This is a genomic window from Halorubrum sp. SS7, assembly GCF_005435055.1.
GTDB lineage: Archaea > Halobacteriota > Halobacteria > Halobacteriales > Haloferacaceae > Halorubrum > Halorubrum salinarum.
Genome location: NZ_SGXV01000001.1, coordinates 256,197 through 282,986, shown reverse-complemented (window position 1 = coordinate 282,986; position 26,790 = coordinate 256,197). Strand labels below are relative to the sequence as shown.

Genomic DNA, 26,790 nt, shown 5'->3' with positions numbered 1-26,790 from the left:
GCAGATGGCCGACCTCCGCGAATGGGCGACGCTGTACCTGAAGGGCGTCGCGATGGGAAGCGCCGACGCCGTCCCGGGCGTCTCCGGCGGCACCATCGCGCTCATCGTCGGGATCTACGAGCGGCTGATCGCGGCGGTCACCGCCGTCGACCCCGACCGCGCGCGCCGCGTGCTCGGCGGGGTGCGAACGGGCGGCCGCGCCGACGCGCGCGCCGCCTTCCGCGAGGTCGACGGCGGCTTCCTCCTCGTGTTGGGCGCCGGAATCGGGACCGCGGTGGTGACGGTGTTGAGCGCGGTGAACCGGCTGCTCGCGACGCAGCCGGTCGCGACGTACGGGTTCTTTTTCGGGCTGATCGCGGCGAGCGCAGCTGTGCTGCTGGGCGACGTCGACCTCTCGACGCCGCGCCGGAAGGCAGCCGCGGTCGCCGGCTTCGCGCTCGCCTTCCTCGCGTCCGGCGTCGCCGCGACCGCGCTCGGCAGCCCGCTCCCGGTCGTCTTCCTCGCCGGGGGCGTCGCCGTCAGCGCGATGGTGCTGCCGGGCATCTCGGGGTCGCTGCTGCTCATCGTCCTCGGCCAGTACGAGTACATGTCCGGCGTCGTCGCGCGGTTCGTCGACGGCGTCGGCGCGGCCGCGCTCGGGAACGGCGCCGACGCGGTCGTCGAGACGCTGCCGCCGGTGGCCGCGTTCCTCCTCGGCGGCGTCGGCGGGCTCTTCACCATCGCGCACGCCGTCCGCTACGCGCTGTCGCGGGCGCGGGCCGCCACGCTCGCGTTCCTCGTGAGCCTCGTCGTCGGCGCGCTGCGCGCGCCGCTGGTGGAGGTGTCCGCGCGGCTGGCCGAGAGCGGCGAGCCGTGGCGGGCGGCCGCGCCGCGGTTCGCGCTGGCGGCGCTCGTCGGCGCCGGGCTCGTCGCCCTGTTGAACCGCTACTCCGCGACCATCGAGTACTGAGTCGACGGGTCGCCCCTCCGGCCGCGCCCGCACCGCCCGCACCGGCCGCCCCGCCCGCGCAACGCCTTTTCCGCTCCCGGTCGTACGTCCGATTATGGTTCAGATGGAATCCGACTCGGCGCTCGACCGCGGCGACGCCGCGCCCGACTTCGAACTGCCCGGCGCGGACGGCGAGACGCACGCGCTCGACGACTTCGCGACGGAGGCGCTGCTCGTCGTCTTCACCTGTAACCACTGCCCGTACGCGAAGGCGAAGGTCGACCTGTTGAACGACCTCGCGGCCGAGTACGACGACCTCTCGGTCGTCGGGATCAACCCGAACGACGCCGACGAGTACCCCGACGACTCGTTCGAGGCGATGCGCGAGGCGGTCGCGGACGGCACGGTCGCGTACGACGCGTACCTCCGCGACGAGACCGGCGAGGTCGCGGCCGCCTACGACGCCGTCTGTACGCCCGACCCGTTCCTCTTCGGCCGCGAGGACGGCGCGTGGCGGCTCCGGTATCACGGGCGCCTCGACGACGCGCTCAACCCCGACGACGAGCCGACCGAGTGCTACGTCCGCGACGCGGTCGACGCCGTCCTCGCGGGCGAGGACGTCGAGATCCCGGACCGGCCCTCGCGGGGCTGCTCGATCAAGTGGCCCGAGGAGTGAGGGCGGACGGGGCGCGGCCGACGACGGAGCGCCCGGGCGCGATCCGGTGCCGGAACGGCGTTCCGACGGAGACGCCTTAACAAGGGTCCGGGCCGAACGGAGGGCATGGGCATGAAAGGCGACGAGCCGGACCTCCACGAGATCGATCGCTACGACGGCGGCGTCGGCTGGATCGCGTACCCCGACGAGACGATGGAGCGCGCGAGCCACGCGTTCGCGGTCGACAACGAGGAGACGGGCGCGGCCGACGTGTGGGTGGTCGACCCGGTCGACGCGCCCGGCGTCGACGAGCTGCTCGACGACCTCGGCGAGGTGGCCGGCGTCGTCGTCGGGCTCGACCGCCACGTGCGCGACAGCGGCGAGGTCGCGGCGCGCCACGGCGTTCCCGTGTACGTCCCCGAGTGGATGACGGGCGTCGCCGAGGAGCTGGGCCCCGACGTCGAGGTCGAGCGGTTCGGCTCGCGGCTCGCCGACACGGGCTTCGAGGCGATCAGGATCCGCGACTCCTCGCTGCCGCCGTGGCAGGAGGTCGGGCTCTTCGACGGCGAGACGCTCATCGTCCCCGAGTCGCTCGGCACCGCGTCGTACTTCCGGGGCGACCGCGAGCGCCTCGGCGTCCACCCGATGCTGCGGCTCACGCCGCCGACGACCGCCCTCTCGGGGCTCAATCCCGAGCGGGTCCTGACCGGGCACGGCGTCGGCGTCCACGAGCGCGCGGCCGTCGCCGTCGAGGACGCCCTCTCCGACTCCCGGTCGAAGGCGCCCGGCCTGTACGCGAAGACGCTCGCGTCGGCGCTGCCGTTCTGAGCGGGAACGGCGGTGCCGCGGCGCCGCGGCGGCTTTCCGGGCCCGCGGCGTCGGGCGGGCGGTGCGTGACCTTTTGCCAATGCGTCCCGTAGCGACGGCCGACCAGTGATCTACGTCACCCGCGACCTGTTGACCGTGCTCCGCGAGCGCGCCGCGAGCGAGGACCCCGACGAGGTGAACGTCCGGCTCTCGGCGACGCCCGCCGAGGAGTTCGAGGCGGACCTCGGGCTCGACCCGGCGACGCCGGTGGTGACGCACTTCACGCTCCCGTCGGTGGGCAGCTCGGTCAGCTCCGTGTTCGGCGTCGACCTCGGCACGCCGGCCGGCGAGGGCGGCGCGCGGTTCCTCTCGCACCCGGACGGGTTCCTCGGCGTCTCCCGCACCGACGACCTCGCGGGCGTGGTGATCGTCGCGGTCCCGCCGTACGACGCGGACTCGGTCGCCGCCTTCGACCGGGCCGGGGACGGGGTCGAGCTCGCCGTCGTCGACGCCGTCCCGCCGACGGAGTCCGTGCCGGAGTGAGCCGAGAGCAGGGGTTTCAAGCCGTCGGAGGGAGTATCCGGTTCTAATGGCAGCACGGCCACCCGGTGGCGGCGATACGAAGGAACCGGAGGCGATCGAGTTCGGCATCGCCGCGCTCGACGCCCGGCTCGACGAGGCGGACGTGTCGTTCCCCGCGACGGCCGCGGAGCTCCGCGACGCGCTCGGCGATCAGGAGGTGCCCTACGACGCGCAGGGGCGCTCGATCGCGCTCTCGGACGCGCTCGACCGCGTGCCGCAACGGGAGTTCGAAAACGAGACGGCGTTCCTCGACGCGCTCTACCCGGTGTTCGACGAGGCCCGCCGGGAGGAGCGCGGCGTGATCGCCAGCCTCCGCGACGCCTTACCCTTCTGAGCCGGTCGGGCGCGGTCCGCCCGACCGAGACCCCTCACCGCGACTCGGCGATCTCGCTCGCTTCCTCGTCGGACTCGCCGGCGTCGTAGCGCTCGATGACGTCGTTGATCAGGACGACGTCGCCGACCGCGCGGACCCAGCGGTACGGGACGATGACGCCCGTCGAGCCGCTCACCTGCCCGGCGAACAGCTCGTGGTTGAGTTCGGCGAGCGCGAGGCCGGTCACGGCGCGGGCGTCCAAGTCGAGCTGGATGTCCTCGATTTCGCCGACGAAGACGCCGTTGCTGGAGTACACCTCGCGGCCGACGAGCGACGTGATCTCTTCGGGGGCTGCGTTCATACACAATACGGTCACGAGCGCGCCTAATAAGCGTTCGTTGTCGAACGACGCGCGTCGGACGCCGTCCGGTCGCCGCCGTCCGAACCCCGCAACTCCCGGCGCCCGTCACTCCCGCGGCGCGATCACTTCGATCGGGTGGAGCGGCGACGCCTCCAGCAGGGCGTCGAGCTGTTCGGTACAGGAGGTGCCGGGCGCGACGACGGTCCGGTCGGTGTCGCCGAACTGCTCGACGAGGGGCTCGCCCACGTCCACGCTCAGCTCGTAGTAGTCCGTCTTGTAGCCGAACGAGCCCGCCATCCCGCAGCACTCGGTGTCGGAGACCAGCACGTCGTAGCCGAGCCGCTCGAAGGTCGCGGTCGCGTACTCGCCCACCTCGACCGTGCGCGCCTGACAGTGCGGATGGTAGGCGATCCGCCTGCCCGACGCCACGGGGCCGGTGCCCTCGCTCGGCGCGCGCAGCGCCGCGGGGTCGGCGCCGTTCTCCAGCAGGCCGAAGACGTACTCCATGGCGTCGTAGCTCGCGGTCGCGAGCCGCTCGTGGGAGTCGGTCGGGAGGAACCGCTCGTACTCGCGGCGGAACGTCGCGAGGTCGCTCGGCTCGATCACCACCACGTCGCGGCCGGCGTCGAGGTGGGGCGCCAGCCCGGCGTACACGTCCTCGGCGGCCGCCTCGGCGGTCGCGACCATCCCCTGCGACAGGGGCGGGCGACCGCTGCCGGGCAGGTCGGGCACCAGCACGCGGACGCCGAGCGCCTCCAGCGCCCTGACGGTCGCCTTGCCGCGCGCGACGTCGACGTAGTTCGTCGCGGTGTCGGGGTAGACGACCGCCTCGCGGGCCGCCTCGTCCGCCGGGACCGTGGGGCCGCCGCGGGCCTCGAACCACTCCACGAGCGACTCGCGCGCGAACGCTGGGAGGTCGCGGCGGCGGTCGATGCCGGCGACCCGCTCGGCGACCGCGCGCAGCGGGCCGACGTTCGCGAGCCGGTTGGCGAGCGGCGCCGTCTTGTGCCCCCACTTCGCGAGCGTCGCGTAGTTGCCCACGAGCCGGGTGCCGAGGTCGAGGCCGCCGGGCTCCTCGTCGGGGACCAGCTCCTCGAACGCCCAGTCGAGCTGGCTCGGGTCGGCCTCGCCGCGGTTGATCCGGTCGCGGACCGCGGTGTTGATCCACGGGATGTCGATGCCGACCGGACACGCCGGGACGCAGCGCGAGCAGCCGGTACAGAGGTCGTTGAACTCGGCCGCGGTGTCGAGCCCCTCGATGCCCGCCTCCCAGCCCGTCGCGATGCCGCCGGAGTAGGTCTCGCCGCCGAACGCGTGCCCGCCGACGCTCTGGAAGTTGCCGCAGGCGTTCGAGCAGGCCGAACAGCGGATGCAGTACAGCGTCTCCCTCAGCGTCTCGTCGTCGCGCATCGCCAGGCGCCCGTTGTCGATGAGCACGAGGTGGAACTCGCGGTCGGACTCCGAGCCGTCGGCCAGGGGGCCCTCGTCGGCCGCGAAGTCCGGCACCGGCGAGTCGACGGGCGGCGTAAGCGTCGAGATGTAGGAGGTCACGTCCTGCCCGGTCCCCGACCGGCCGATCAGCTCGACGAACGGCGAGAAGTCCTCGACGGTCGGGACGAGCTTCTCGACGCCCGCGACCGCGACGTGCGTGTCGGTCGCGGTCACCGTCTTCCGGGCGTTGCCCTCGCTCGTCACGAGGAGCATGGTGCCCGAGTCGGCCGCGATGAAGTTCGCGCCGGTCATCCCGAGGTCGGCGTCCTCGATCAGCTCGCCGAGCCGCTCGCGGGCGAACATCGTGAGCTCCTCGGCGGTCTCGGGCGGGTCGTCGGGGTCGAACCGCTCCGCGAACAGCTCGGCGATGGCCTCGCGGGACTTGTGGATCGCCGGCGCGACGATGTGCGACGGCTCCTCGTCGGCCAGCTGGAGCACCCACTCGCCGAGGTCCGTCTCGACGACCTCGACGCCGTCGTCCGCGAGCGCGTCGTTCACCTCGATCTCCTCGGAGGTCATCGACTTCGACTTCACCGCGCGCTCGGCGCCGCACTCGGCCGCCACCTCCCGGATGTACCGGTTGGCGTCGGCCGCGTCGTCGGCGAGGTAGACGGTGCCGCCGTTGGCCTCCACCGTCTCCGTCACCTCGTCGATGAGGGCCGGGAGGCGCTCGATCGCGTCCTCCTTGATCGCCCGCGCCTCGTCTTTCAGCGCCTCGTAGCCGTCGAGGCGGGCGGTCGACTCGTAGCGCCCCTCGTTGAAGCCGCGGGTGTTCGCCGCGACCGCGTCGCCCTCGGTCGCCAGCAGCTCGCGGATCCGGTCGGCCTTCGCCTCCCGGTCGAGGTCGCCCGGCGCCTCGGCGGGACGCGCGTCCTCCGTCCCCGCGCCGGGGTCGGCGTCGCTGCTCATCGCTCCCCCTCGCCGGGGTCGTCCTCGCGGAGCAGCACCACGTGGACCTCCTTCGGCCCGTGCGCGCCGTGGACGAGCCCGCCCATGTCCGCCGTCGCGCTCGGGCCGGTCGCGAACACCACGTCGACCGACTCGTCGCGCGCCCGCGGCCCGAGCCACTCGAAGGCGTCGGGCATGTCGGGGACCAAGTCCGCCTCGCGGAGGACGACGACGTGGCGGTCGACGAACAGGCTCACCGGCTCCGTGCCGGCCGCGTCCGCCTCCAGCGCGACGCTCCCGTACTCGGCGACGCCCAGCGACGCCGCCGTGACGCCGGTGTGCGCCCCGCGCAGGTCGGCGGTGGTCGGCTCCGTCTCGATTCGCTCCGGGAGGGTCGCGGGCGAGTCGGCGAACGCGGCCGGCCCGGACCGGTCGAGCGGGACCCCGACCGCGGGCTCGCCCGCGGCCGCCTCGACCATGGCCGCGCACTCCGCGGGCGGCCCCGCCGAGACCGCGACGCCGAGGTCGTCGAGTCGACCCGTGAACGTCGACGTGTCTGCGAGCGACATGGTGGTCACTTCGCCGGTCGGCATAAGGGTGTTGCGGCGCTTCTCGCGGACGCGAACCGGGCCGCGCGATCGGATGCGGCCGGGCGAGCGGATCGAGTTCCCGCGACGCGCGGGCGGCAGGAGGTTTTTCATGGTTCGACCGCGAGGGTCTCGCATGGCCACCAACACGCCGGAGCCGGAGCCGACGGACGGCGGGGACTTCGACTACACCGGCGGGTCCGTGGAGCGACCGGATCTCGTCGACGCGCTCGACGCCCGCGTCGACGGCGACGTGCGGTTCGACGACTACTCGAAGCGGCTGTACGCGACCGACGCCTCGGCGTACGAGGTCACCCCGATCGGCGTCGTGATCCCGGAGTCGACCGCGGACGTCGCGGCCGTCCACGAGTACTGCTTCGCGGAGGGGATCCCCGTCCTCCCGCGCGGCGGCGGCACCTCCCTCGCCGGGCAGACCGTCAACGAGGCGGTCGTCCTCGACCTCACGGCCGAGATGGACGCGGTGATCGAGACCGACGCCGACGCGGAGACGGCCCGCGTCCAGGCCGGCGCGTACGTGGGCGACCTCAACGCCGCCGTCGAGGGCGACGGCCTGAAGTTCGCGCCGGACCCGGCGTGGCGCGACAAGTCGGCGGTCGGCGGCGCCATCGGCAACAACTCCACCGGCTCGCACTCGCTGAAGTACGGCAAGACGGACCACTACGTCGAGGAGGCCGAGGTCGTCCTCGCCGACGGCACCGTGGCGACGTTCGGCGAGGTCGCGGTCGAGGAGCTCCGCGAGTCCGCCGACGCCGACAGCGACGACCTGCTCCCCCGGATCCACGCCGAGGTCGTCCGAGTCCTCGACGAGGAGGCAGACCGGATAGACGAGCGCTACCCGGAGCTGAAGCGGAACGTCTCCGGCTACAACCTCGACCGGCTCCTTGCCGAGTACCGCGGCGAGCACGGCGAGGCGGGCGTGGTCAACCTCGCCCGGCTCATGGCCGGCAGCGAGGGGACGCTCGCGACGGTCACCGAGGCGACCGTCTCGCTCGTCGAGATCCCCGAGACGAAGGCGGTGGCGCTGCTCACCTACGACGACCTGCTGGACGCGATGGAGGACGTGGCGGCGTGCCTCGAACACGACCCCGCCGCCGTCGAGGTGATGGACGACGTGCTGCTCGGGCTGGCGGCCGACACGCCCGAGTTCGAGGACGTGGTCGGGATGCTCCCGGACGGGACCGACTCCGCGCTCCTCGTCGAGTTCTACGCCGACAGCGACGCCGAGGGGAAACGGAAGGTCGCGGACCTCATCGCCGACCGCGTGGGCGCCGCCGACGGGGACGGGGGCGTCGACACCGCGGTCGAGCCGAGCGCGGGCGCCGCCGAGACGACGAGCCACCCCCGCCGCGCGGCCCACGCCATGGAGGCCCACGACCCGGAGAAGCGCGACCGCTTCTGGAAGATGCGCAAGGCCGGCCTCCCGATCCTCCTCTCGCGGACCACCGACGAGAAGCACATCTCCTTCATCGAGGACTGCGCCATCCCGCCCGAGCACCTCCCCGAGTACACCCGCGAGTTCCAGGAGATCCTGGCCGACAACGACACGTTCGCGACCTTCTACGCGCACGCCGGTCCCGGCGTCCTCCACGTCCGCCCGCTGATCAACACGAAGGAGGTCGACGACGTGGAGGCGATGCTCGACATCGCCGACCGCGTCACCGACTCCGTGGTCCGGCTCGGCGGCTCGGTGTCAGGCGAGCACGGCGACGGCCGCGCGCGGACCCAGTGGAACCGGAAGCTGTACGGCGACGACCTCTGGGAGGCGTTCCGCGAGCTGAAGACCGCGTTCGACCCCGACTGGCTGCTCAACCCGGGGAACGTCTGCGGGGACGTCGACATGCGCGAGAACCTCCGGTTCGACGCCGACTACGAGTACGACGCCGGCTTCGACCCCGCGATGGAGTGGGCCGTCGACAACGGGATACAGGGGATGGTCGAACTGTGTCACGGCTGCGGCGGCTGCCGCGGCCCGCAGGAGACGACCGGCGGCGTGATGTGCCCGACCTACCGCGCCGCCGACGAGGAGATCCAGGCGACCCGCGGCCGGGCGAACATGCTCCGCGGGGCCATGACCGGCGAGCTCCCGGACGACCCGACCGACGACGAGTTCGTCACCGAGGTGATGGACCTCTGTGTCGGCTGTAAGGGCTGTAAGGTGGACTGCCCGAGCGGCGTCGACATGGCGAAGCTGAAGGCCGAGGTCGAGCACGCCCACCACGAGGAACACGGGGCGGACCTGCGGACGCGGCTGCTCGGCCGCTTCGAGTCGCTCGCGCCGCTCGCGTCGCGGTTCGCGCCCCTCTCGAACCTCCCGAACAAGATTCCGGGGAGCGGCCTCATCGCGGAGAAGGCGCTCGGCATCGCCAGGGAGCGCGACCTGCCCACCTTCCGCTCGGAGACGCTCGTCGACTGGTTCGAGGCCCGCGGCGGCGCGGGCGTCCCGCGCGAGGAGGCCGCCCGCGACGTGCTGCTGTTCCCCGACGTGTACACCACCTACACGAACCCCGGCGCCGGGAAGGCCGCGGTTCGCGTGCTGGAGGCCGCCGACTGCCACGTGCGGATCCCCGACGTGGACGGCAGCGGGCGGCCGCCCCACTCGAAGGGGCTGCTCGACGTGTCACGCGCGACGGCGAGAGACGTCGTCGAGACGCTCGCGCCCGACGTGCGCGACGGCTGGGACGTGGTCGTCGTCGAGCCCTCCGACGCCGTGATGCTCCAGTCCGACTACCACGACCTGCTCGACGGCGACGCCAGCGACGTGCCCGACGCCGACGTGGCCGCCGTCTCCGAGAGCGCCTACGGCGTCATGGAGTACGTCGACGCCCGCCGGCTCGACGAGGAACTCGCCCTCGACGCCCCCACCGAGTCGCTCACCTACCACGGCCACTGCCACCAGAAGGCGACGAAGAAGGACCACCACGCGGTCGGCGTCCTCCGGCGCGCCGGCTACGGCGTCGACCCGCTCGACTCCTCGTGTTGCGGCATGGCGGGGTCGTTCGGCTACGAGGCCGAGCACTACGCGATGAGCAAGGCCATCGGCGAGACGCTGTTCGAGCAGGTGGACGCCAGCGGCGGCGACGCCCTCGTCGCGCCGGGCACCTCCTGCCGGACGCAGTTAGAGGAGGGCCCCGGCGAGGTCCCGGAGCCGACGCACCCGATCGAGAAGCTGGCGGCCGCGCTGGCGTAGGCGGCGGCCGCCAGGCGGAGACGCCGACTGCCGTGCGTCAGCGGTCGGTTCCGTCCGGATCGGTGCGGCGCCTACTCCGCGTTCGAGCGGACGTTCGCTCCGACGACGGCGATCAGGTACGAGAACGCCGGGAAGGTCGCCGCGACGACGACGAGGAACGCCGGGTCGAGCCCGGCGGGGTCGTCGGAGAGCCACCCGGTGTACTGGAGGACGGCCAGCGTGAGGACCACGACCGCCGTGTTGATCGCGTACTCGGAGAGCGGCGGGGTCGGAAAGCGCACGCGGCAGGGTGGGACCGCCGCTCACTCAACGCTTTCGACCCGGTCGCGCTCCCGCTCGCGGCGCCGCGCCAGCAGCCGCTCGATCCCCTTCCCCGGGCCGCCCTCGATGGGCCACCCCCGCGTGCGCCACTGCGGCGGCTCCGGCGAGAACTCCGGACAGGAGCCCGAACACTCCCGCGCGGTCGGCATCTTCCCTTTCGCGGCGCAGTGCGGGACGAGCGCGCGGTCCTCGCGCCGGAGTTCGAAGTGCCGGCAGTCGGGACGCATCGTGTCGTGGAACGAGCGCCACCCCTTCCCGTACGCGCGTTCGGCGATCTCCAGCCGCAGCGTCTCCGTCTCGGGATCGCGGTGCTCGCCCTCGCCCGGCGCGAGGTCGCTCGGGTGCCACGCCACGTCGGCGGCGTCGGCGTCGACGCCCGCGGAGAAGTCGGTCGCGAGGATGCCGGCCTCGACGGGCATCTCGCGGAGCAGGGCGGGCTCGACGCGCTCGCCGGTCGTCTCCGTCGCGAGCCACGCCTCGTCGGCGAGCGCGGCCTCGACGTCGTGGGCCAGTTGGTCGGCGAGCCGGTCGGCCGCCGAGCGGTCGAGGTCCGGCTTGTTCTCGACCGCGACGATCCGCTCGACCCAGTCCGGGTACGGGCGCACCCGCCGGATCTCGATGCGGTTGCCGTCGCGGCGCTTCTCGATCAGGTCCCGGCCCGCGGCGCGGTGGACCGCCTGCCGCACGTAGCGCCACGGGTAGCCCGGGTCGGGCAAGGCGTCGCGGTACCACGCCCACTCGGCGGGCGCGCCGCGGACCACGTGGAGGAGGTCGGAGTCGATGGTCCGGTCGCCGAACGCGCGCCGCCGCGCGAACGCCGCCGGGTCGACCTCGATCACGACCGTGTCCCAGCGGCGCTCCTTGGTGCCGAGCTGGCGGGCGACGATCGCCGGGCGCAGCCCCTCGCTGGGGTGCCAGGCCAGCTCGGCGTACCGACAGACCAGAAGCTCGTAGCCGAACTCGGCGTCTGGCGTCACTGGTCGACCAGTCGAGCGGGGCGGACAAAAGCGAACCGCTCGGGGCGGGCGCCTATACGTACTTCCCGTCTTCCTCGTCTTTCCGCTCGTCGAGGTACTCGTGGGCCTCTTCTAGGATATCGCGCGGGCCGTCCTGCGTGATCGTGTTGATCGCCTGGTCGTAGTCGCGCCACTGGAGGTCGCGGTGTTCCTTCGAGAGCTCCGCGCTCGCCTCGAACGAGCGGGCGATGAAGAGGTGGACCGTCTTGTGGATGGTCTTCCCGTTCGCCTCGAACACGTAGTCGTACTCCCTGCGGAACCCGTCGATCAGCCGGAAATCCTCGATTCCGGCCTCCTCGCCGACTTCTCGTATCGCCGTCTGCTGGAGCTCCTCGTCCCCCTCGACCCCGCCTTTGGGGAACTCCCAGTCCCCCGGTCGGCTCTTCAGGAGCAGGTACTCCCGTTCGCCGCGGGTATCGCGGAAGAGGATGGCTCCGGCACTGGTCGCTTCGACCGTCATTGGCCGCAGGTAAGCGATCACCCCTAAAGAGCGTGTCGGACTTCCGAACGGTCGTGTCAGTGCGGGCTGAAAGACGAGACGGCGGGGTTCCGAGCATCGCCGGACGGTCGAAACGGCGCCACACCGCTCTCGGTACCGGTCAATAGCACTCCGTCGGTCTCATAGTTCGTTTTATGATTGCGTCGCACGTGGCCCGGAATAATGGGAGCGACCGCTGAGGTTCGGCGGCGGTGTCGGCTCGCGACGGAACCGCACCGCGACAGGGGCGTGACGCTCCACGGCGTCGACGGCCGGACGTGTCACGCCATCGACGCGACCGAGGACGCCCGCGACCGCTTGGCGGACCTACGCCTCGGGGACGCGGTCGAAGTCGTCCTCGAATCCGTCCGCTGTCGGGGCGACGGCTGGCGGATCATCCGCTTACGCGAGGTCGACCGAGGGAACGCTCCGGCCGGCCGTCTTCAGGGAACTGGTCCGACGCAGCGCCGACCGTCCGGCGAGCGGGACGACTCCGCGGACCGGCTAAACGCGAAGCCGTAACTCGGGGTTCGAGCCGAACGCGGCCGCGGCGCGCGGCGGTGCGGATACCGCGGGCTACGCTCGGCTCCAGCGACCGTCGCGGCCGGGGCGAATTCGGGGCCGGAATCGCGGGTAGATGCGTTTTTACCGCTCGGGCGGCCATTGGCGGACGACCCCCAGCCATGACCTTCGTCACGAAACTCGACTTCGCGTCCGGCGACCGCGACGTGCTCGTCGAGACCGTCCAGGAGCTCAAGGAGACGCTCGAACGCAAGGGCGCCGAGTGCAAGGGCCCGCACGCGAGCCCCTCGGAGCGCGTCACCGTCCCGCTGTACAAGGACCTCGCGCCCGGCGACGAGTTCTCGCCGTGGCGCTACGACGTGTACCGCCGCTCGATGGAGATCCACGGCGCCGACGACATCGCGCGCGACGTGGTCGGCCGCGACTTCCCCGACTCGATCCACGTCGAGGTCGAGGTCGACCAGAAGAAGCCGCTCGGGCACCGACGCGACTGAGCCGGCCCCAGTCCCGACCGACCGGGCGACGGGGTCACGGCTGCTTTTTCGGCGCGACGACACTCCCCAGCGAGCCGCCGATCCGTCAGCCGAGCGTCCGCAGGTTCTCCGTCGCGACGCGGTCCGGGAGCCGCTCCAGCGCCGCGTCGCACCACGCGTCGTGGCCGAGCGTGAGCGTCGTCTCCGGATTGGCGTCCGCGAGCGCGGCCACGCCCGCCGCGGCCGCGACCTGCGCCGCGTCGTCGGTCCGCTCAGGCACCTCGGCGGTGAGGGGGTACGTCTCCGAGAGCGCGGGCGGGTAGGGGCCGAACGGCGGCTTCACGCGCCACACGGCGTCGTAGGCGTGGTCGGAGGGCGCCTTCGACTCGGTGAGCAGCAGGTCGTCCGGCGCCGCCAGCCGGCCGAGGCGGTCCCGGTGCCGTCGCACCTCGGGCCGGCGCGCCGCCTCGTGGGAGGTGTAGAAGAACGCGTCCTTCGAGCCGGGGTCGGTGCGCTCCAGCTCCTCGGCGTGGTCGAGCAGCGCGCGGTAGCCGTCGAGCATCGCGGGGTGGCCGCGGGCGCGTCGGTCGACCAGGTCGAGCAGGTTCCCGGACCGGATCGCCTCCTTCACGCGGCGCAGCTCCTCGAAGGTGACGTGGAGGTTGTGCTCGGCGAGCAACCGCTCCGTCTCGCCGTCGCCGAAGCCGCGGAGGTCGGCCGGGGCGTGGTCCGCGCAGACGGGACACGAGCAGGGGAAGTAGTCGAGATCCTCCAGGTGTTCCGTCCCCGACACCGTGAGGTAGCGGCCGTCGCGGGCCATCAGCGCGTAGGCGGCCGAGTCGAACAGGTCGCAGCCGGCCGCGACCGCGAGGGCTAACATCATGGGGTGGCCGGCGCCGAACAGGTGGACCGGGACGCCCGGGCCGAGGCCGCGCTTCGCGGCGCGGACCGCCTCGACGACCTCGGCGTAGCGGTACGAGTTGAGCAGGGGGACCATCGCGCCGACCGGGAACACGTCGAGGTCGGTCGCGGCCGCGTGCCGGCCGGCCTCCTCGCGGAGGTCGGCGTACGTCGCGCCCTGGACCGGGGCGTTGACGAGCATCTCGCCGGTGTCGGCGTCCTCCGCGTCCGCGAGCGCCTGCTTCGTGGTCGCCAGCTCCCGCTCCGCCCGCTCGCGGTCCGCGTCGGGCGGCGTCGGCACGTCGACGGGGGTAGCCACGTCGCTGCCGATCCGCCGCTGGAACTCGATGATCTCCGCGGTCGTCACGTCGATGTCGCCGTACTCGGCCAGCTGGAAGGAGCCCGAGTCGGTCATGATCGCGCCGTCGAACCCGAGGAACTCGTGGAGCCCCTCGTCGACCACGCGGTCGCGGATGCGGTCCGTGCTGCGGATGATGTAGGAGTTCGTGATCAGCATCTCCGCGCCGAACTCCTCGCGGAGCCGCTCGGGCTCGATCGTGAGAACGTTGGGGTTGACCACGGGCAGGAGCGCCGGCGTCTCGACCGTGACGTCGGCGCGCGGGACCTCCAGCCGACCAATCCGCCCGGCGGCGTCGTGGTCCCGGATCTCGAAGTGATCGCGCATACCCCGACTGCGCGGACGCGAGCGGTAAGGGTTGCGTTCGGCGGCGAGCGCGCCGCCGGAGAGCGCGGTCGCGCCCCCGTTTACAGCCCGGTCGGGTGCGGGAGGTACGTCGTCTCGACGCCCCAGTCGTCGGTCAGCGACTGGAGCGCGCGGACGCCGAACGTCTCCGTAGCGTAGTGGCCGGCGAGGAACACCGTGACGCCCGCCTCCCGCGCGTCGTGGTAGACCTGCTGTTTCCCCTCGCCGGTGATCAGCGCGTCGGCGCCGGCGGCGACCGCCTCGTCGAGCCAGTCGACCCCGGACCCGGTGACGACCGCGACCCGCTCGATCTCGTCGGGGCCGAAGTCGAGCACCCGCGTCGGGGACGGCTCGCCGTCCGGCTGCCCCTCGAAGCCGTCGAGCGTCTCCCGGATCGCCGCCGCCGACCGCGGTTCCGCCGCTTCGCCGATCGTCCCGATCGTCACCGGCCCCATCTCGCCGAACGGGTCGCGGTCCGCGAGCCCGACCGCGTCCGCGACGCCGGCGGCGTTGCCCAGTTCCTGATGGCCGTCGAGCGGGAGGTGCGAGACGTACAGCGCGATGTCGTGCTCGATCAGGGCCGCGATCCGGTCGTGGACCCGTCCGGTGACGCGCTCGATGCCGCCCCACGAGAGTCCGTGGTGGACGACGAGGGCGTCGGCGCCGGCGTCCGCGGCTGCCTCGATCGTCGCCCGCGCGGCGTCGACCGCGAACGCGACGCGCTCGATCTCGGCCTCCTCCGGCCCCACCTGGAGCCCGTTCGCGCTCGCGTCGACGTCGGCGTACGCGGCCGTGTCGAGTCGGTCGTCGAGTCGGTCGACGTACTCGGAGAGCTTCATACCGACCCGTGGACCGGCCGGGGAATAAAGCGCGGCGGTCCGCGGGGACCGGGCCCGGTCGGAACCGCGAGCGGCCTGTGACGCAGCGGCCGAGGCGAGAATCAGTCGTCGAGCTCTTCGGCGACGGAGTCCGGGATCGCGTCCGGGCCGCCGGCCCCGGCCTCGGTGAGGTCCGCCTCGTCCGGCCCCTCCGCCCGCGCGGTGAACTCGGGGTCGAACAGCTGGAGGGCGGTGCGGATCGTCTCCCAGTCGTCCTCGCCGGCGGCGTCCCGGAGCGACCGGGTGGGGGCGGCGAGCAGCTGGCCGACGAGCGCGTCCGCCAGGTCCTCGACCGTCTCGCGCTGCTCGTCGGTCAGGTCGCCCTGCGCCTCCAGCTTCGACATCGCGCGGTCGAGCTCGCGCGCCTTCACCTGGTCCGCGCCGGCGTACATCGCCGAGATGGCGTCGTCGGCGCGCTTGCGCTTGTACGCCTCCAGGATGCGGTCGAGCTCGTCGTCGATGATCGACTCCACTTTCCGGGCCTCCTCGGCGCGGCTCTCCCGGGTCCGCCGGGTGACGTCTTCGAGGTCGTCGATGTCGTAGACGGTGACGCCCTCGCGGGCGCCGGCCGCGGGGTCGACGTCGCGGGGCTGCGCGATGTCGATACAGACGACCCGGCCGGCGCCGTCGACGTAGGAGGGATGGACGACGAGGTCGGGGCTCCCGGTCGCGGTGACCACGAGGTCGGCCTCGGGGATCACCGCGGGGAGGTCGGCGAGCGACACCGCCTCCGCCGGGGTGTCGACCTCCTCGACGACGAACTCCGCGTGGGGCACGGTGCGGTTCGCGACGACGATCTCGGAGACGGCGGTGTCGTCGAGCGTCCGGGCCGCGAGCGTCCCCATCTCGCCGGCGCCGACGACGACGGCCGTCCCGTCGGTGAGGTCGATCTCGCCCGCCGCCAGCCGGACGGCCGCGGAGCCGAGCGAGACGACGCCCTCGTTGATCTCGGTCTCCGTCCGCGCGCGCTCGCCGACGTGGAGCGCCTTCGTCACGGCGTCTTTGAGCACCGGCCCGATGCCGCCCGCCGACTTCGACTCCTCGTAGGCCTCGCGCAGCTGGCCGATGATCTGGTCCTCGCCGAGCACGAGCGACTCCAGCCCGGAGGCGACGCGCATCAGGTGTTCCAGGCTCTCCTCGTGGTCGAGTCGGCGGACCGCCCCGGCGCGCACGTCGGGCGCGAACGTCGACAGCGCCTCCGTCCCGTCGACGGTCCGGTCGGTGACGACGTACGCCTCAGAGCGGTTACACGTCTGCACCGCGAACGCCTCTTCGACTCCCTCGCGTGCGAGCAGGTCGGAGACGGTCGCGCGGACGCCGTCGCCGCCGGCGGCCTCGATCTCGTCGACGGTCGCGTCGGCGTGGGCGACGCTCACGCCGGCGATCGCACCCGTCTCTCTCATCGGTCGAGTACCTCCTCGATCACGGTGTCGGCCTCTTGCCGTCCGTTGGATCTCCCCTTTTGTAAACCCTTCCAAACCCCCCGGGATCTGACAACGCGCCGGACCGCTTCCCGGCGTTTGGCCGGCGGGACGCCCGCCGCTTTCAGCTCCTCGCGGATCTCGCCCGAGAGGGTCGCCATCGCGCCCGCGCCCTCGATCTCGGCCTCGATCCGCTCGCGCAGCGCCTTCGCGAGCGCGGGGCTCGTGCCCCCCGTCGAGAGCGCCACGGTCACGGGGTCGTCCTCCACCGTCGCGGGGACGACGACGCTCCCGGGGTCGCGGCCGCCCGACACGTCCGTCCGGTTGACGAGGATCCCGCGGTCCAGCGCGGCCGACTCGACGGCGGCGTTGACCGCTGCGTCGTCGGTCGCGGCGACCGCGAGCGCCGGGCCGAGCCGGTTGATCCAGTCGGGCACCGCCTCCGGGTCCGGGGCGGCGCGGACCAGTTCGACCGACGGCCCATCGGCGGATTCCGACCGGTCCCCGTCTGCGAACGTTCGCAGTCGCTCGTCGAACTCGGGGCTGACGACGACGATCCGGGCCGCCTCGTCGAACCCCCGCGCCTTGCGCGAGCCGACGGCGCCGCCGCCGAAGACGGCGACCGTCTCGCCCGCGAGGTCGTGGTACAGCGGGGTCACGCCGTGTTGCTGTCCGCCCGGTCCGCGATGCGGATGCCGGTCTTCTTCAGGATGCGCGTCGAGAACAGCGTGTCCCAGTCGTCGGCGCCCACGTCCCAGTGGTCGTCCATGAGCTCCCTGACCTCCGCGATCCGGCGCTCGCTCTCCGCCTCCGTGCGGCCGTGCGTCATCGCGAAGAAGTTGTACTCCCAGACGCCGGCGTGGCGCGGCCGCTCGTAGCAGTGCGTGACGAAGTCCAGCGACGCGACGGCGGGCCCGACCTCGTCTAAGACCTCCTCGGGCACGTTCCAGACCGTCATCCCGTTCTCCGTGTAGCCGAGCGCGTAGTGGTTCGGGATGACGCCGACGCGGCGCACCTTCCCCTCCCGCTCGAACCGCTTGATCGTCTCGATCACCCAGTCGACGTCGGCCCCGATCGCCGCCGCCACGTCGGCGTACGGCGTCTCCGTGATCGGGAGGCCGCCCTGGATCTCGACCACGAGGTCGCGCTCGTCGGGCGTGAGCGTCCCGCGGTCGCTGGGCGTGACCTCGGGGCCCAGATCCGAGAGGTCCACGTCGCCGTCGGGCACCGGCCCGTCGACGAGGAACTTCGCGCCGACGTGGAACTCCCGGAGCTTCGGGAGGTTGTACGTCTCCTGGCCCGTCGCGGCCTCGATCTCCGCGAGCACCTCCTCGACGCGGTCGTGGCCGTCCTTGTCCGGGTCCGGGTGGTCGGCGACGCTCACCACGAACCACATGTTGAGGTGGGGGTGCTCCCGCTCGTAGTTGTGCGCGACCGCGGTGAAGTCGTTCACCGTCTCCGCGATCTCGTCGTAGCGGTCCTCCGGCGCGTGCATGGCGACGAGCGACGCCGCCCCGCCGATCTCCTCGGCGTTGACGAGCGCGCCGAACCGCGATAAGATCCCCTCCTCGTCGAGTTCGCGGACGCGCTCGCAGAGCTCCGGTCCCGTGACCTCGACGCCGCGCTCCCCGAGCGCGGCCGCCGCCGCGTCGAAGGGGCGCTCCGCGACCGGGAAGCCGCCCTGGAACGCGTTGATGATCGCGCGGTCGAGCGCCGTCAGATCCGCGTCGACCTCCTGCATGGACCGATCTCGGACCCGAGCGAGAATAAGCGGTTCGACCCGTCGCCGCGACGCCGCGGCGGGCCTACCCGTCGAGGTCCCGGGCGATGTCCGCGAGCGACGACCGCGGCCCCCGGTTCGCGTCGTACAGGGTCCGCTCGCCGGGGATCCGCAGCCCGTACAGCTCGCCGGGCACCACCACGTCGAGGACGACGCTGTCCCCGGGCTCCCGACCGTTCGCGTCGAGCCACTCGACCAGGCGGTTCGTCCCCTCGCCGGCCTCGCGCGCGAGCCGTCGGTTGTCGTACGCGCCGCGCAGCAGCCGCCCGTTCGAGTCGGCCGCGACCCGCGCGTGGTACTCCTCGCGGTCGATCGCGACGCGGATCACGTCGCCCGCGCTCACGCCGAGCGCGTCGCAGGCGCCGGACTCGACGCGCCCGTCGAGGGCGTCGTCGTCCGGGAGCCTGACGCAGGGGCGACGAGTGCCGCCGCTGCGGGCGAGCGAGACGCGAACCGAGGAAACGTCCTCGCCGTCGGAGGGAACGCGAGGCATCGGGGCGCCTTACTCGTCGGCGTCGTCGTCGCCCTCGCCGAGCGCGGCCGCCACGTCGCCGTCGCCGTCGACGACGCTGGCGTTGATCTGCGCGATGTCGTCGTCGATCTCGCGGCCGCGGACGGTGATCCGCTTGCGCTCGCCCTCGCGGGACGGCTCGAAGCCGACGCCGCCCTCTAAGAGGAGCTCCTTCAGGCGGGTGCCGGAGACGTCCTCGCGCATCGGGCGCCCGGTCTCGTCGGAGCCGCCGGTGAGTTCGATGGTGTGTTCGGGGAGTCCGACCGCGTCGCCGCCGATCTCGTCGCCGAGTTCGCGACCGAGGAATCGGTTGGCGTCCTGTCCGTCGACCTCTCGCTGGAACGTCTCGCCGGTCTCGGGGTCGGCGACGACGACTTTGAATTCGGCCATGCGCGAACCCAGATGCCCGCGCATAAAAAGCACGTCGAAACGTCGGAACCGCGGGCCGCGGCGCGCTCAGGCGTCTGCCCCGTCGACGCGGACGATCTCGCGTTCGCCGTCCCCCCACGCGCCCTCGACGAACGCGGCCTCGACGGCGCGAGCGACGGCGTCGGGGTCGTCCGGGCCGCCCGCGTCCGCGACGCTCCCGACCGATCCGGGGTCGAACGGCACGTCGAGCGCGCCGTAGACGCGGTCGGTGACCCGAGCGATCGGGTCGGGGTCCGCCGCGGAGGCGACGAGGACGCCCGCGACGAGCGCCGCGTCGGCGCGCACGCGCTGGGCGAGCCCCGCGATCTTCCCCCCGCTCGCGTCGCCCGCGCCGTCGGCGACCCGGAGCGAGTGGTCGCCGGGGCAGAACGCGTTCGGCGGCTCCCCGCGGACCACGTCGGCGCCGAGGTCGCGGAGCGCGTCGCGGAGCGCCTCGGTCGCCGTCTCGTACCGCGCGTCGATCGACCCGCGGCCGGCCCCGGTCGGCACCGCGACGCCGAACGACAGCGTCGATCCGGTGTACGCGACCGCGCGGCCGCCCACGTCGCGCTCGACGGCCGGGAACCCCGCCGCCTCGGCCGCCCGCTTCGCCGCCTCGAACCCGGGATCGCGGGCGTCGCGCCGGCCAAACGCGACCTGTTTCGGGGGCGCGGTGACCCGGACCGCGGGGACGCCGTCCGCGGCCGACGCGAGCAGGTCGGCCGTCGGCTCCCGGTCGGCGGCCGGCGTCGCGAACTCCCCTCTGAAGACGCGCATGACGGAGCCGAGGGGGGGATCGCACAAGCCCTTTGCGCCGAGGGCGCCGCGCGGCGACGCCCGCGGGTCTGCGCGGCCGGCGACCGCCCGCCCGCCGCCGTCCCGTGACACAACAGTTTTGTCGGCCCTGGAAGTGGTACAGGTATCGATGAGCGATCTGGGCGCGCTGCCGGTCCAAGCGTACCTGACCGCCTGCCTGCTGGCGGGGGGCATCGGGCTCTGGCTCGGCCGGGTCGCGTGGCGGGAGCGCGACGAGCCCGGGGGGATCGAGGTCGCGCTCTACCTCCTGTGCGGCGGCGGCGCCTCGCTCCTGTACGCCCTCCAGGTCGCCGCGTCAGGCGAGGTCGCGATGACGGTCGCGCTCAACCTGTCGACGCCGCTGCTGGGCGCGTTACCCGTCCTCTGGATCCTCTTCGCCCTGGCGTTCACCGGCCGCGACCGCTGGCGGACCGAGAACCGGATCGTCGCGCTCGCGACCCCCGCGTTCGTCTGGGTCCTGCTCGCGTGGTCGAGCGGCACCCACGGGCTCGCCCGCCGCTCGGTGACGCCGGTCACGGACGGGCCGTTCACGCTGCTCGGCTACGGGCTCGGTCCCGCCGGGGGCCTGTTCGTCCTCCTCGGGTACGCGCTGTGCGTCGCCGGCGCGTTCCTCGTCGTCGACCTCTACGAGCGGACGGGGAACCGCTACCGGCTCCAGACGTTCGTCGTCCTGCTCGGCACGCTGTTCCCGTTCCTAGCCGGCATCGCGACGTTCGTCGACGTGGGGAGCTACGCGAACCTCTCGTGGCTGCCGACGGCGTTCGTGATCCACGGCGTGTTCCTCTACGGGACCGTCTTCTGGCTCGGCACCCTCGACGCGGCGGTCGTCGCGCGCGACACCGCCGTCGAGGTGATGCAAGACCCCGTGATCGTCTCCGGCTCCGACGGGCGAATCCGCGACCTGAACCCCGCCGCCGAGGCGATCCTCCCGCCGGACGCGGTCGGGTCCTCGCTGTCGGAGGTGTTCCCCCGCCTGGAGGTCGGCGTCGAACACCCGATCGCCATCGGCGGCCGACAGTTCGACATCCAGGAGAACCCGATCACCGACCCCCGGGGGACCGACCGCGGCCACGTCTTCCTGCTCCGCGACGTGACCGCCCGCGAGGAGCGACAGGCCGAGCTGGAGCGCCGGGAGGCCGAGCTCGAACGGCAGAACGAGCGCTTAGAGGAGTTCGCCGGCGTCGTCTCCCACGACCTGCGCAACCCCCTGGCCGCCGCGTCGGCGGGCGTCGAACTGGCCCGCCAGCGCGGCGACGACCCCGACGGCGCCCTAGAGCGGGCGGCGAACGCCCACGAGCGGATGGACGACATGATCGAGGGGCTGCTCGCGCTGGCGACCGCGGGCGAGACGGTCGACGAGCTCGACCGCGTCTCGCTCGACGGGACGGTGCGGCGCGTCTGGTCGCGGCTTGAGACCGCCGAGGCGACCCTGACCGTCGAGGGCGGCGACGCGACGGTGCTGGCGGACCGCGACCGCCTCGAACAGCTGGTCTCGAACCTGTTCCGCAACGCGGTCGACCACGCGGGCGAGGACGTCGCCGTCACCGTCACCATCGAGGCCGACGGCGACCGGGTCGCGCTGGCGGTCGGCGACGACGGGCCCGGGGTCCCCGCGGCGGAGCGCGAGCGCGTCACCGAGCGCGGCGTGTCGCTCGGCGGCGGGACCGGGCTGGGGCTGGCCATCGTCGGCGACATCGTCGAGGCGCACGGGTGGTCGCTCTCGGTCGCCGAGTCCGACGCCGGCGGCGCGGAGTTCGTCATCGAGGGGATGGAGGCGGCGGACGCGTGACCGGACCGCAGGCCGAGGGGGCCGACACGCCCGGGACGACCGTCGCGCTCCCCGGCGAGGTCGTCCGCGAGTACGAGAAGTTCTCGCGGTTCAACTCCCCGTACCCGGCTCACGACCGCGGCCGCGCCGTCGACCTGTATCCGCGCGACGGCGTCGGGCGCTCCCCGGTCGCCGGGGTCGTCAGCGAGGTCCGCACCGTCGGCTGTCCGGACCGCCCGTACGCGGCCGCGGAGGACCACCTGATCGCCGTCGACCTCGACGAGGGGTGGTGCGCGCGGGCGGGCGTTCCCCCGGGCACCGTCGCGCGGATCCTCCACGTGATCCCCGAGGTGGAACCCGGCGACCGAGTGGCCGTCGGCGACGCGCTCGGCCCGACGACGCGCTCCGGCTTCTTCGGCCAGTGGGTCGACGACCACGTCCACCTCGGCTTCCGGGCCCCGGACGCGGACCCCCTCCGGGCCAGCGGGTCCCTCCCGGTCGCCGTCGACGCCCCGATCGAGCCGGTCGCCTGGGACGGGACGGGCGCCGTCGTCGAGCGCGGGCCGACCCACGTCGTCCTCGACGGGCCGCGCCGCTCCGGGGCCGGGCCGGCGTTCGCCGCGCTCGCGAGCGACCGGGGCGTCCCGCTCGACGGCGGGCTGACGCACTACGCGGGCGGCGGGACGTTCGCGCGCGCCCCGAAGCCGGCGGACGGCGCGAGTACCGGAGCGCTCGGCCCGGGCGACGCGGTGTCGCTGCTCGGGACGCGGGTCGGCACCGCGGCCGACCACGAGGCGGCGGGCGGCGCGCCGCGCGTCGAGTGGGACGCCGTCGACGTCCTCGCGAACGGCGAGCGCGTCGTCGGACTGTCCCTGTTCGCGGCGCGGACCGACCGGTTCGGCGTCAAGGTGGTCTGCCCGGACCGCGAGTTCGCCGTCGGAGAATCGGTGACGGTCGAAGTCGTCCCGAGCGACGACCCGATCCGCCTCGGCGTCGGGTGAGCGGCGACGGGAATCGCCGGCCGGTTGTCTCGCGTTTCCGGGGGGTACAAGCCGGCCCGGCGTCTGCCCGGGAACATGGACCGCACGGACATCGCCGAGATGGACCCGCTGCCCGACGCGGCGACGGCGTTCGTCGAGCGGAAGCTTGAGGACGAGCACGGCTACCTCTCGTGGCTGAACACGTCGGTCGAGACGATCGAACGCGGCCGCGTCGTCCTCTCTATCCCCTTCGACGACAAGCTCACCAACGCGGACGGGCGGACGATCCACGGCGGCGTGGCGGCGACGCTGATCGACACGGCCGGCGGCGTGGCTCAGCGCACGACGTTCGAGGACCCGCTCGACGGCGGCGTGGCGACGGTGAACCTCAACGCGAACTACCTCCGCCCCGCGAACGGCGACCTCCGCGCGGAGGCCGAGGTGGTGCGGGCGGGCGGCTCGATCGGGGTCAGCGAGATGACGGTCACCACCGCCGGAAACGGGGGCGAGGCGACCGCGGACGACGACGCGAGCGACGGGGACCGGTCGGAGGTCGTCGTCGGTCAGGGCTCGTTCCGGCTGTTCCGCGAGTAGCCCGGGAGGTCGGCGAGGATCGCGTCGAGGGCCTGCTCGGCCTCGTCGGTGGCGTCCGCGTCGGCGTCGGCGTCGTCACTGGCGCCAGTCCCGAGCGCCGCCGCCAGCGCCGCGACCGGCTCGCGGTCCGCGCGGTCGGGGGCGGCCCGCACGACGACTGACTGCTCGCCGAGCGAGACGAAGTCACAGCCGAGCCGCTCCGCCGTCTCGCGGAGGCCCAGGCCGGCGTCCGCGTCGCCGGCGACGACGGCGCGGACCGGGCTCTCGAACGCCTTCGCGGTCCGCTCGTAGCCGTCGATCCGGCCGGCGAGGTCGCGGCGGTCGGCGTCGCGGTCGGCCGCGAGGTCGTCGAGCGCCGCGTCGAGGCTGCGCCGGAGCCCCGAGACGGTCGGCCGGTTGCGGAGGCGGAGGTTGCAGTCGACGAGGTCCGCGAGCCCGGTCACGTCTTCGGGGTTGCCCTCGGGGACGACGAGCCCCCACTCGCGGGTCCAGCCGCCGAGGACCGCGGCGTCGACGTCGCGGTCGGTCGGGCCCGCGGTCACGGCCACGTCGGGGACGCCGTCGCGGAGCCGGCGGAGCCCCTCGCGAGAGCCGACGGCGAGGTACCGCGGGTTCGCGAGCCGGTCGAGCAGGCGGTTGAGCGCGGGGTCGTCCTCGCCGACGCCGAGCAGCGTCGGCGGGCGCACGTCCGGGGAGAACAGGTCGACGGAGACCGTCTCGCCGGCGTCGAGGTACTCCGTGTCCGGGTCGACCGCGACGACGCCGTCCGCCTCGACGAGGCTCGTCGTCGCCCCCGACCCCTTGTCGACCGGGTAGACGAGCGGGCGATTGCCGTCGTCGAGGTCGAGCAGGCCGACGGGCATCAGCCGCAGGCGCCCCTCGCCGTACCGCTCCCCGACGCCCATCCGGCCCTCGACGGTCGCGGTCGCGGGGTCGTCCCGCCCGGCCGCCTCGCGGATCGCGGGAGCGACGAACGTCCGGAAGATGGTGAGCGCGGACACCGGGTACCCCGGGAGGCCGATGTACGCCGACTCGCCGGCGTCGGCGGCGTCGCCCGTCTGTCCGTCGCCGTCGGCCCCGTCGCCCGACCGGTCGAGGCGACCGACGAGCATCGGCTTGCCGGGCTTGACGGCGACGCCGTGGAGGAGGAGCTCGCCGCGCGCCTCGATCACGCGGTAGATGACGTCGACCGCGCTCGCGGAGGTCGACCCCGAGGAGAGCACGAGGTCGCACTCGTCGGCCGCGCGGCGGAGCAGCCGCTCCATCTCCGCGTAGTCGTCGCCGGCGTGCGGGTAGAGGACGGGCTCGCCGCCGGCCTCCTCGACGCCCGCCGCGATCGTCGTCGAGTTCACGTCGTATATCTCGCCGCGCTCGGGGTCGAGCTCCTCGCCCGGCCGGACCAGCTCGTCGCCGGTCGAAACGATGCCGACGCGCGGGCGTCCCTCGACCGGGACCTCGTCAACCCCGAGCGCGGACAGCAGGCCGATCTCGCGGGGCGTCAGCCGCGTCCCGGGGCCGAGCGCGCGGGCGCCGGCGGCGATGTCGGTCCCCGCGGTCATCACGTGGTCGCCCGGCGCGACCGACGTGCGGACCGCGATGCGAGAGGCGTCGCCGTCGGTCGCGTCGTCCCCGCCGACCTCGTCCGTCCGCTCGACCATCACGACCGCGTCGGCGCCGTCGGGCATCACCGCGCCCGTGGATATCTCCGCGCAGGTCCCCGGCTCGACGGTCACGTTCGGCGCCGCGCCCGCGTGGACCGCGCCGACCAGGTCGAGCTCGGCGGGGTCGGCCTCGTCGGCGCCGAAGGTGTCGCGCGCCCGCACCGCGTACCCGTCCATCGAGGCGCGGTCGAAGCCCGGCACGTCGATTGCGGCGTCGACGCGCTCGGCGAGGACGCGGCCGCGGGCCTCCCGCAGCGGGACCGTCTCCGGCGACGGCGAGAGGTCCAGCGACGCGATCGCCTCGCGGGCGGCCTCGGGGGTCGCGAGGTCGCGGAACTCCTTGCGGTCGCTCATTCGGTCACCTCCCAGAGCTCGACGTCGACGGTCTCGCCGGCGTCGAGCCCCTCGCGCGGCTCGGGGACGACGACCCAGCCCTCGGCGAGCGCGACGCTGGAGAGGATCCCGGAGCCGCTGGCGCGCGTCGGCGTCGCGGTCGGGAGAGCGTCGTCGCCGTCCCCGTCAGCACCCTCCTCCCCGTCCGGCTCCGTCAGCGACACCCGCGCGAACGTCCGCACGCCGGGCTCGCTCGCGACCTTCCGGTCGAGCGTGGCGCGGCGCGTCGGGAACGGGTCGGCGTCGGTCCCGCCCGCCCGCTTCAGCGCGGGGCGGAGGAACTGCGCCGCGTTGACGATACACGCGACCGGGTAGCCCGGGAGCGAGACGATCGGCGTCCCCTCGGCCGCCCCGAGGCACACCGGGTGGCCGGGCTTCAGGGCGACGCCGTGGACGAGCACCTCGCCGAGGCCGTCGACGACCTCGGGGATCAGGTCGCGCTCGCCCACCGAGGAGCCGCCGGTGGTGACGACCACGTCGGCGTCGAGGTCGGCCGCGACCGCCTCGCGGAGCGCGTCCGGGTCGTCGGTGACCACGTCGCGGTACCGGGCCTCGCCGCCCCAGCGCTCGACGAGCCGGGAGACGGTGAGCCCGTTCGTCTCGATCACCTCGCCGGGGCCGGGGTCGGACTCGACGAGCTCCTCGCCGGTCGGGATGACGGCCACCTCGGGCGGCTCCCTGACCGTCACCTCGTCGAGGCCGACCGAGCGCAACAGGCCGAGGTCGGAGGGGCGCAGGACGTGGCCGGGCTCGTACAGCCGCTGGCCGTCCGCCACGTCCTCGCCGGCCTCGCCGACGTTCTCGCCGGTCGCGACCGCGTCGAACACCTCGACCTCGTCGCCGACCGCCTCGACCCGCTCGACCATCACGACGGCGTCGGCGCCCTCGGGGACCGCGCTGCCGGTGTGGACACGCGCGGCCTCGCCGGGCGCGACGGCGTCGGCCTCGGCGGGCTTGGCCGCGAGGACCGCCGGCGAGCGGTCGCCGGCGCCGAAGGTGTCGCTCGCGCGGACCGCGTACCCGTCCATCGCGGCCCGGTCGTACCCCGGCACCGGCGCGGGCGCGTCGATCGGTTCGGCGACGACGCGGCCGTCCGCCGCCTCGACCGGGACCGACTCCGTCCGGTCGTGGGGCGTGACGGCGTCGAGCAGCGTCGCCCTCGCGTCCGCGACCCGGGTCCGCCGCTTGAACCCGGACTCGCGTCTGTCGTGGCTCATGGGATCACATTCGCGGCCGCGGGCAAAAACCCCGTTCTCCGCGGGCGCGGGCGCCGTCGTCTCCGGCCGCCGACCGCTTCGCGCCGCTCCGACGCTGTGCCGCTTCGTCGCTGTGCCGCTCCGTCGAACC

27 protein-coding genes are annotated in these 26,790 nt (G+C 73.6%); 11 read left to right on the top strand and 16 right to left on the bottom strand.

The features are described from left to right. Positions 1-4: 4 nt before the first annotated feature. The 5 genes from EXE44_RS01495 to EXE44_RS01475 all read left to right on the top strand — a co-directional run bounded on the left by EXE44_RS01495 (position 5) and on the right by EXE44_RS01475 (position 3,306). Positions 5-949, top strand: a complete 945-nt coding sequence (locus EXE44_RS01495; RefSeq protein WP_137715656.1) for a DUF368 domain-containing protein — start codon at positions 5-7, stop codon at positions 947-949. A 94-nt stretch (positions 950-1,043) separates the two neighbouring features. Further along, positions 1,044-1,604, top strand: coding sequence for a thioredoxin family protein (locus EXE44_RS01490; RefSeq protein WP_137715655.1), 561 nt, complete (start codon positions 1,044-1,046; stop codon positions 1,602-1,604). Positions 1,605-1,715: 111 nt separating this feature from the next. Continuing rightward, positions 1,716-2,411: a hypothetical protein gene (locus tag EXE44_RS01485; protein WP_137715809.1), complete on the top strand. Its 696-nt coding sequence runs from the start codon at positions 1,716-1,718 to the stop codon at positions 2,409-2,411. Positions 2,412-2,516: 105 nt separating this feature from the next. After that, positions 2,517-2,933, top strand: coding sequence for a hypothetical protein (locus EXE44_RS01480; RefSeq protein ID WP_137715654.1), 417 nt, complete (start codon positions 2,517-2,519; stop codon positions 2,931-2,933). Positions 2,934-2,979: 46 nt separating this feature from the next. Continuing rightward, positions 2,980-3,306 (top strand): hypothetical protein, encoded by a 327-nt coding sequence (locus EXE44_RS01475; RefSeq protein ID WP_121562212.1) that lies wholly within the window; start codon positions 2,980-2,982, stop codon positions 3,304-3,306. Positions 3,307-3,340: 34 nt separating this feature from the next. On the opposite strand, the gene EXE44_RS01470 is transcribed toward EXE44_RS01475, so the two are convergent. From EXE44_RS01470 to EXE44_RS01460, 3 genes are all read right to left on the bottom strand, one after another. Next, the gene (locus EXE44_RS01470) at positions 3,341-3,646 is read right to left on the bottom strand and encodes a PRC-barrel domain-containing protein (RefSeq protein ID WP_053772364.1); all 306 of its coding nucleotides are present in this window, start codon (positions 3,644-3,646) and stop codon (positions 3,341-3,343) included. Between the two features lie 105 nt (positions 3,647-3,751). After that, on the bottom strand, positions 3,752-6,046 hold the full coding sequence (locus EXE44_RS01465; protein WP_137715653.1) for an LUD domain-containing protein: 2,295 nt from the start codon (positions 6,044-6,046) through the stop codon (positions 3,752-3,754). Next, entirely contained in the window at positions 6,043-6,594 is a 552-nt protein-coding gene (locus EXE44_RS01460) for an LUD domain-containing protein (protein WP_137715652.1), read from the bottom strand. Before EXE44_RS01460 ends, EXE44_RS01465 begins: the two co-directional genes overlap by 4 nt. Positions 6,595-6,748: 154 nt before the next feature. Between EXE44_RS01460 and EXE44_RS01455 the strand changes: the two genes are divergently transcribed. Further along, the gene (locus EXE44_RS01455; protein WP_137715651.1) at positions 6,749-9,820 is read left to right on the top strand and encodes an FAD-binding and (Fe-S)-binding domain-containing protein; all 3,072 of its coding nucleotides are present in this window, start codon (positions 6,749-6,751) and stop codon (positions 9,818-9,820) included. Positions 9,821-9,891: 71 nt separating this feature from the next. On the opposite strand, the gene EXE44_RS01450 is transcribed toward EXE44_RS01455, so the two are convergent. From EXE44_RS01450 to EXE44_RS01440, 3 genes are read right to left on the bottom strand one after another with little or no spacing between them, the layout of a single operon-like run. After that, positions 9,892-10,101, bottom strand: a complete 210-nt coding sequence (locus tag EXE44_RS01450) for a hypothetical protein (RefSeq protein ID WP_137715650.1) — start codon at positions 10,099-10,101, stop codon at positions 9,892-9,894. Positions 10,102-10,122: 21 nt separating this feature from the next. Then, positions 10,123-11,118, bottom strand: coding sequence for a DUF5787 family protein (locus tag EXE44_RS01445; RefSeq protein WP_137715649.1), 996 nt, complete (start codon positions 11,116-11,118; stop codon positions 10,123-10,125). Between the two features lie 52 nt (positions 11,119-11,170). Next, positions 11,171-11,617, bottom strand: coding sequence for a bis(5'-nucleosyl)-tetraphosphatase (locus EXE44_RS01440; RefSeq protein ID WP_121562207.1), 447 nt, complete (start codon positions 11,615-11,617; stop codon positions 11,171-11,173). A gap of 201 nt (positions 11,618-11,818) precedes the next feature. On the opposite strand from EXE44_RS01440, the gene EXE44_RS01435 reads away from it, so the two are divergent. Then, the gene (locus EXE44_RS01435) at positions 11,819-12,157 is read left to right on the top strand and encodes a hypothetical protein (protein ID WP_137715648.1); all 339 of its coding nucleotides are present in this window, start codon (positions 11,819-11,821) and stop codon (positions 12,155-12,157) included. 161 nt (positions 12,158-12,318) lie between these two features. Next, the gene (locus tag EXE44_RS01430; protein WP_121562205.1) at positions 12,319-12,651 is read left to right on the top strand and encodes an uS10/mL48 family ribosomal protein; all 333 of its coding nucleotides are present in this window, start codon (positions 12,319-12,321) and stop codon (positions 12,649-12,651) included. Positions 12,652-12,736: 85 nt separating this feature from the next. Here the strand turns inward: EXE44_RS01430 and tgtA are convergent, their stop codons facing one another. From tgtA to EXE44_RS01390, 8 genes are all read right to left on the bottom strand, one after another. Further along, positions 12,737-14,215, bottom strand: a complete 1,479-nt coding sequence (gene tgtA / locus EXE44_RS01425; protein WP_137715647.1) for a tRNA guanosine(15) transglycosylase TgtA — start codon at positions 14,213-14,215, stop codon at positions 12,737-12,739. Between the two features lie 80 nt (positions 14,216-14,295). Continuing rightward, positions 14,296-15,072: a Nif3-like dinuclear metal center hexameric protein gene (locus EXE44_RS01420; protein WP_137715646.1), complete on the bottom strand. Its 777-nt coding sequence runs from the start codon at positions 15,070-15,072 to the stop codon at positions 14,296-14,298. A gap of 101 nt (positions 15,073-15,173) precedes the next feature. Beyond that, the gene (gene hemA, locus EXE44_RS01415; protein ID WP_137715645.1) at positions 15,174-16,514 is read right to left on the bottom strand and encodes a glutamyl-tRNA reductase; all 1,341 of its coding nucleotides are present in this window, start codon (positions 16,512-16,514) and stop codon (positions 15,174-15,176) included. Beyond that, positions 16,511-17,191 (bottom strand): bifunctional precorrin-2 dehydrogenase/sirohydrochlorin ferrochelatase, encoded by a 681-nt coding sequence (locus tag EXE44_RS01410; RefSeq protein WP_137715644.1) that lies wholly within the window; start codon positions 17,189-17,191, stop codon positions 16,511-16,513. The genes hemA and EXE44_RS01410 overlap by 4 nt, the downstream gene beginning before the upstream one ends. After that, positions 17,188-18,273 carry an Lrp/AsnC family transcriptional regulator gene (locus EXE44_RS01405; RefSeq protein WP_137715643.1) on the bottom strand — a complete coding sequence of 362 codons (1,086 nt, stop codon included), beginning with the start codon at positions 18,271-18,273 and terminating at the stop codon, positions 17,188-17,190. The genes EXE44_RS01410 and EXE44_RS01405 overlap by 4 nt, the downstream gene beginning before the upstream one ends. Positions 18,274-18,337: 64 nt before the next feature. Then, positions 18,338-18,805, bottom strand: a complete 468-nt coding sequence (locus EXE44_RS01400; protein ID WP_137715642.1) for a hypothetical protein — start codon at positions 18,803-18,805, stop codon at positions 18,338-18,340. Positions 18,806-18,814: 9 nt separating this feature from the next. Next, a complete protein-coding gene (locus EXE44_RS01395) occupies positions 18,815-19,213 on the bottom strand; it encodes a 30S ribosomal protein S6e (RefSeq protein ID WP_121562198.1) in 399 nt (132 codons plus the stop codon). Between the two features lie 66 nt (positions 19,214-19,279). Then, entirely contained in the window at positions 19,280-20,008 is a 729-nt protein-coding gene (locus EXE44_RS01390; RefSeq protein ID WP_137715641.1) for a lipoate--protein ligase family protein, read from the bottom strand. Between the two features lie 148 nt (positions 20,009-20,156). Here EXE44_RS01390 and EXE44_RS01385 point away from each other — a divergent pair, with 148 nt between their 5' ends. From EXE44_RS01385 to EXE44_RS01375, 3 genes are all read left to right on the top strand, one after another. Beyond that, a complete protein-coding gene (locus EXE44_RS01385) occupies positions 20,157-21,836 on the top strand; it encodes a histidine kinase N-terminal 7TM domain-containing protein (protein ID WP_137715640.1) in 1,680 nt (559 codons plus the stop codon). Further along, positions 21,833-22,816, top strand: coding sequence for a hypothetical protein (locus tag EXE44_RS01380; protein WP_137715639.1), 984 nt, complete (start codon positions 21,833-21,835; stop codon positions 22,814-22,816). Before EXE44_RS01385 ends, EXE44_RS01380 begins: the two co-directional genes overlap by 4 nt. A gap of 75 nt (positions 22,817-22,891) precedes the next feature. Beyond that, positions 22,892-23,389 (top strand): PaaI family thioesterase, encoded by a 498-nt coding sequence (locus EXE44_RS01375; protein WP_137715638.1) that lies wholly within the window; start codon positions 22,892-22,894, stop codon positions 23,387-23,389. Here the strand turns inward: EXE44_RS01375 and EXE44_RS01370 are convergent. Both EXE44_RS01370 and glp read right to left on the bottom strand, forming a co-directional pair. Further along, positions 23,359-25,404 (bottom strand): molybdopterin biosynthesis protein, encoded by a 2,046-nt coding sequence (locus EXE44_RS01370; RefSeq protein ID WP_137715637.1) that lies wholly within the window; start codon positions 25,402-25,404, stop codon positions 23,359-23,361. The genes EXE44_RS01375 and EXE44_RS01370 overlap by 31 nt on opposite strands. Further along, positions 25,401-26,660 carry a gephyrin-like molybdotransferase Glp gene (gene glp, locus EXE44_RS01365; protein WP_137715636.1) on the bottom strand — a complete coding sequence of 420 codons (1,260 nt, stop codon included), beginning with the start codon at positions 26,658-26,660 and terminating at the stop codon, positions 25,401-25,403. Before glp ends, EXE44_RS01370 begins: the two co-directional genes overlap by 4 nt. Positions 26,661-26,790 lie beyond the last annotated feature (130 nt).

What these genes read in the sequence shown, in the direction of transcription:
- EXE44_RS01495 (WP_137715656.1), top strand. Translation starts at nt 5, where the DNA reads ATGGCCGACCTCCGCGAATGGGCGACGCTGTACCTGAAGGGCGTCGCG.
- EXE44_RS01490 (WP_137715655.1), top strand. Translation starts at nt 1,044, where the DNA reads ATGGTTCAGATGGAATCCGACTCGGCGCTCGACCGCGGCGACGCCGCG.
- EXE44_RS01485 (WP_137715809.1), top strand. Translation starts at nt 1,716, where the DNA reads ATGAAAGGCGACGAGCCGGACCTCCACGAGATCGATCGCTACGACGGC.
- EXE44_RS01475 (WP_121562212.1), top strand. Translation starts at nt 2,980, where the DNA reads ATGGCAGCACGGCCACCCGGTGGCGGCGATACGAAGGAACCGGAGGCG.
- EXE44_RS01470 (WP_053772364.1), bottom strand. Translation starts at nt 3,646, where the DNA reads ATGAACGCAGCCCCCGAAGAGATCACGTCGCTCGTCGGCCGCGAGGTG.
- EXE44_RS01465 (WP_137715653.1), bottom strand. Translation starts at nt 6,046, where the DNA reads ATGAGCAGCGACGCCGACCCCGGCGCGGGGACGGAGGACGCGCGTCCC.
- EXE44_RS01460 (WP_137715652.1), bottom strand. Translation starts at nt 6,594, where the DNA reads ATGTCGCTCGCAGACACGTCGACGTTCACGGGTCGACTCGACGACCTC.
- EXE44_RS01455 (WP_137715651.1), top strand. Translation starts at nt 6,749, where the DNA reads ATGGCCACCAACACGCCGGAGCCGGAGCCGACGGACGGCGGGGACTTC.
- EXE44_RS01440 (WP_121562207.1), bottom strand. Translation starts at nt 11,617, where the DNA reads ATGACGGTCGAAGCGACCAGTGCCGGAGCCATCCTCTTCCGCGATACC.
- EXE44_RS01435 (WP_137715648.1), top strand. Translation starts at nt 11,819, where the DNA reads ATGGGAGCGACCGCTGAGGTTCGGCGGCGGTGTCGGCTCGCGACGGAA.
- EXE44_RS01430 (WP_121562205.1), top strand. Translation starts at nt 12,319, where the DNA reads ATGACCTTCGTCACGAAACTCGACTTCGCGTCCGGCGACCGCGACGTG.
- tgtA (WP_137715647.1), bottom strand. Translation starts at nt 14,215, where the DNA reads ATGCGCGATCACTTCGAGATCCGGGACCACGACGCCGCCGGGCGGATT.
- EXE44_RS01420 (WP_137715646.1), bottom strand. Translation starts at nt 15,072, where the DNA reads ATGAAGCTCTCCGAGTACGTCGACCGACTCGACGACCGACTCGACACG.
- hemA (WP_137715645.1), bottom strand. Translation starts at nt 16,514, where the DNA reads ATGAGAGAGACGGGTGCGATCGCCGGCGTGAGCGTCGCCCACGCCGAC.
- EXE44_RS01405 (WP_137715643.1), bottom strand. Translation starts at nt 18,273, where the DNA reads ATGCAGGAGGTCGACGCGGATCTGACGGCGCTCGACCGCGCGATCATC.
- EXE44_RS01400 (WP_137715642.1), bottom strand. Translation starts at nt 18,805, where the DNA reads ATGCCTCGCGTTCCCTCCGACGGCGAGGACGTTTCCTCGGTTCGCGTC.
- EXE44_RS01395 (WP_121562198.1), bottom strand. Translation starts at nt 19,213, where the DNA reads ATGGCCGAATTCAAAGTCGTCGTCGCCGACCCCGAGACCGGCGAGACG.
- EXE44_RS01390 (WP_137715641.1), bottom strand. Translation starts at nt 20,008, where the DNA reads ATGCGCGTCTTCAGAGGGGAGTTCGCGACGCCGGCCGCCGACCGGGAG.
- EXE44_RS01385 (WP_137715640.1), top strand. Translation starts at nt 20,157, where the DNA reads ATGAGCGATCTGGGCGCGCTGCCGGTCCAAGCGTACCTGACCGCCTGC.
- EXE44_RS01375 (WP_137715638.1), top strand. Translation starts at nt 22,892, where the DNA reads ATGGACCGCACGGACATCGCCGAGATGGACCCGCTGCCCGACGCGGCG.
- EXE44_RS01370 (WP_137715637.1), bottom strand. Translation starts at nt 25,404, where the DNA reads ATGAGCGACCGCAAGGAGTTCCGCGACCTCGCGACCCCCGAGGCCGCC.
- glp (WP_137715636.1), bottom strand. Translation starts at nt 26,660, where the DNA reads ATGAGCCACGACAGACGCGAGTCCGGGTTCAAGCGGCGGACCCGGGTC.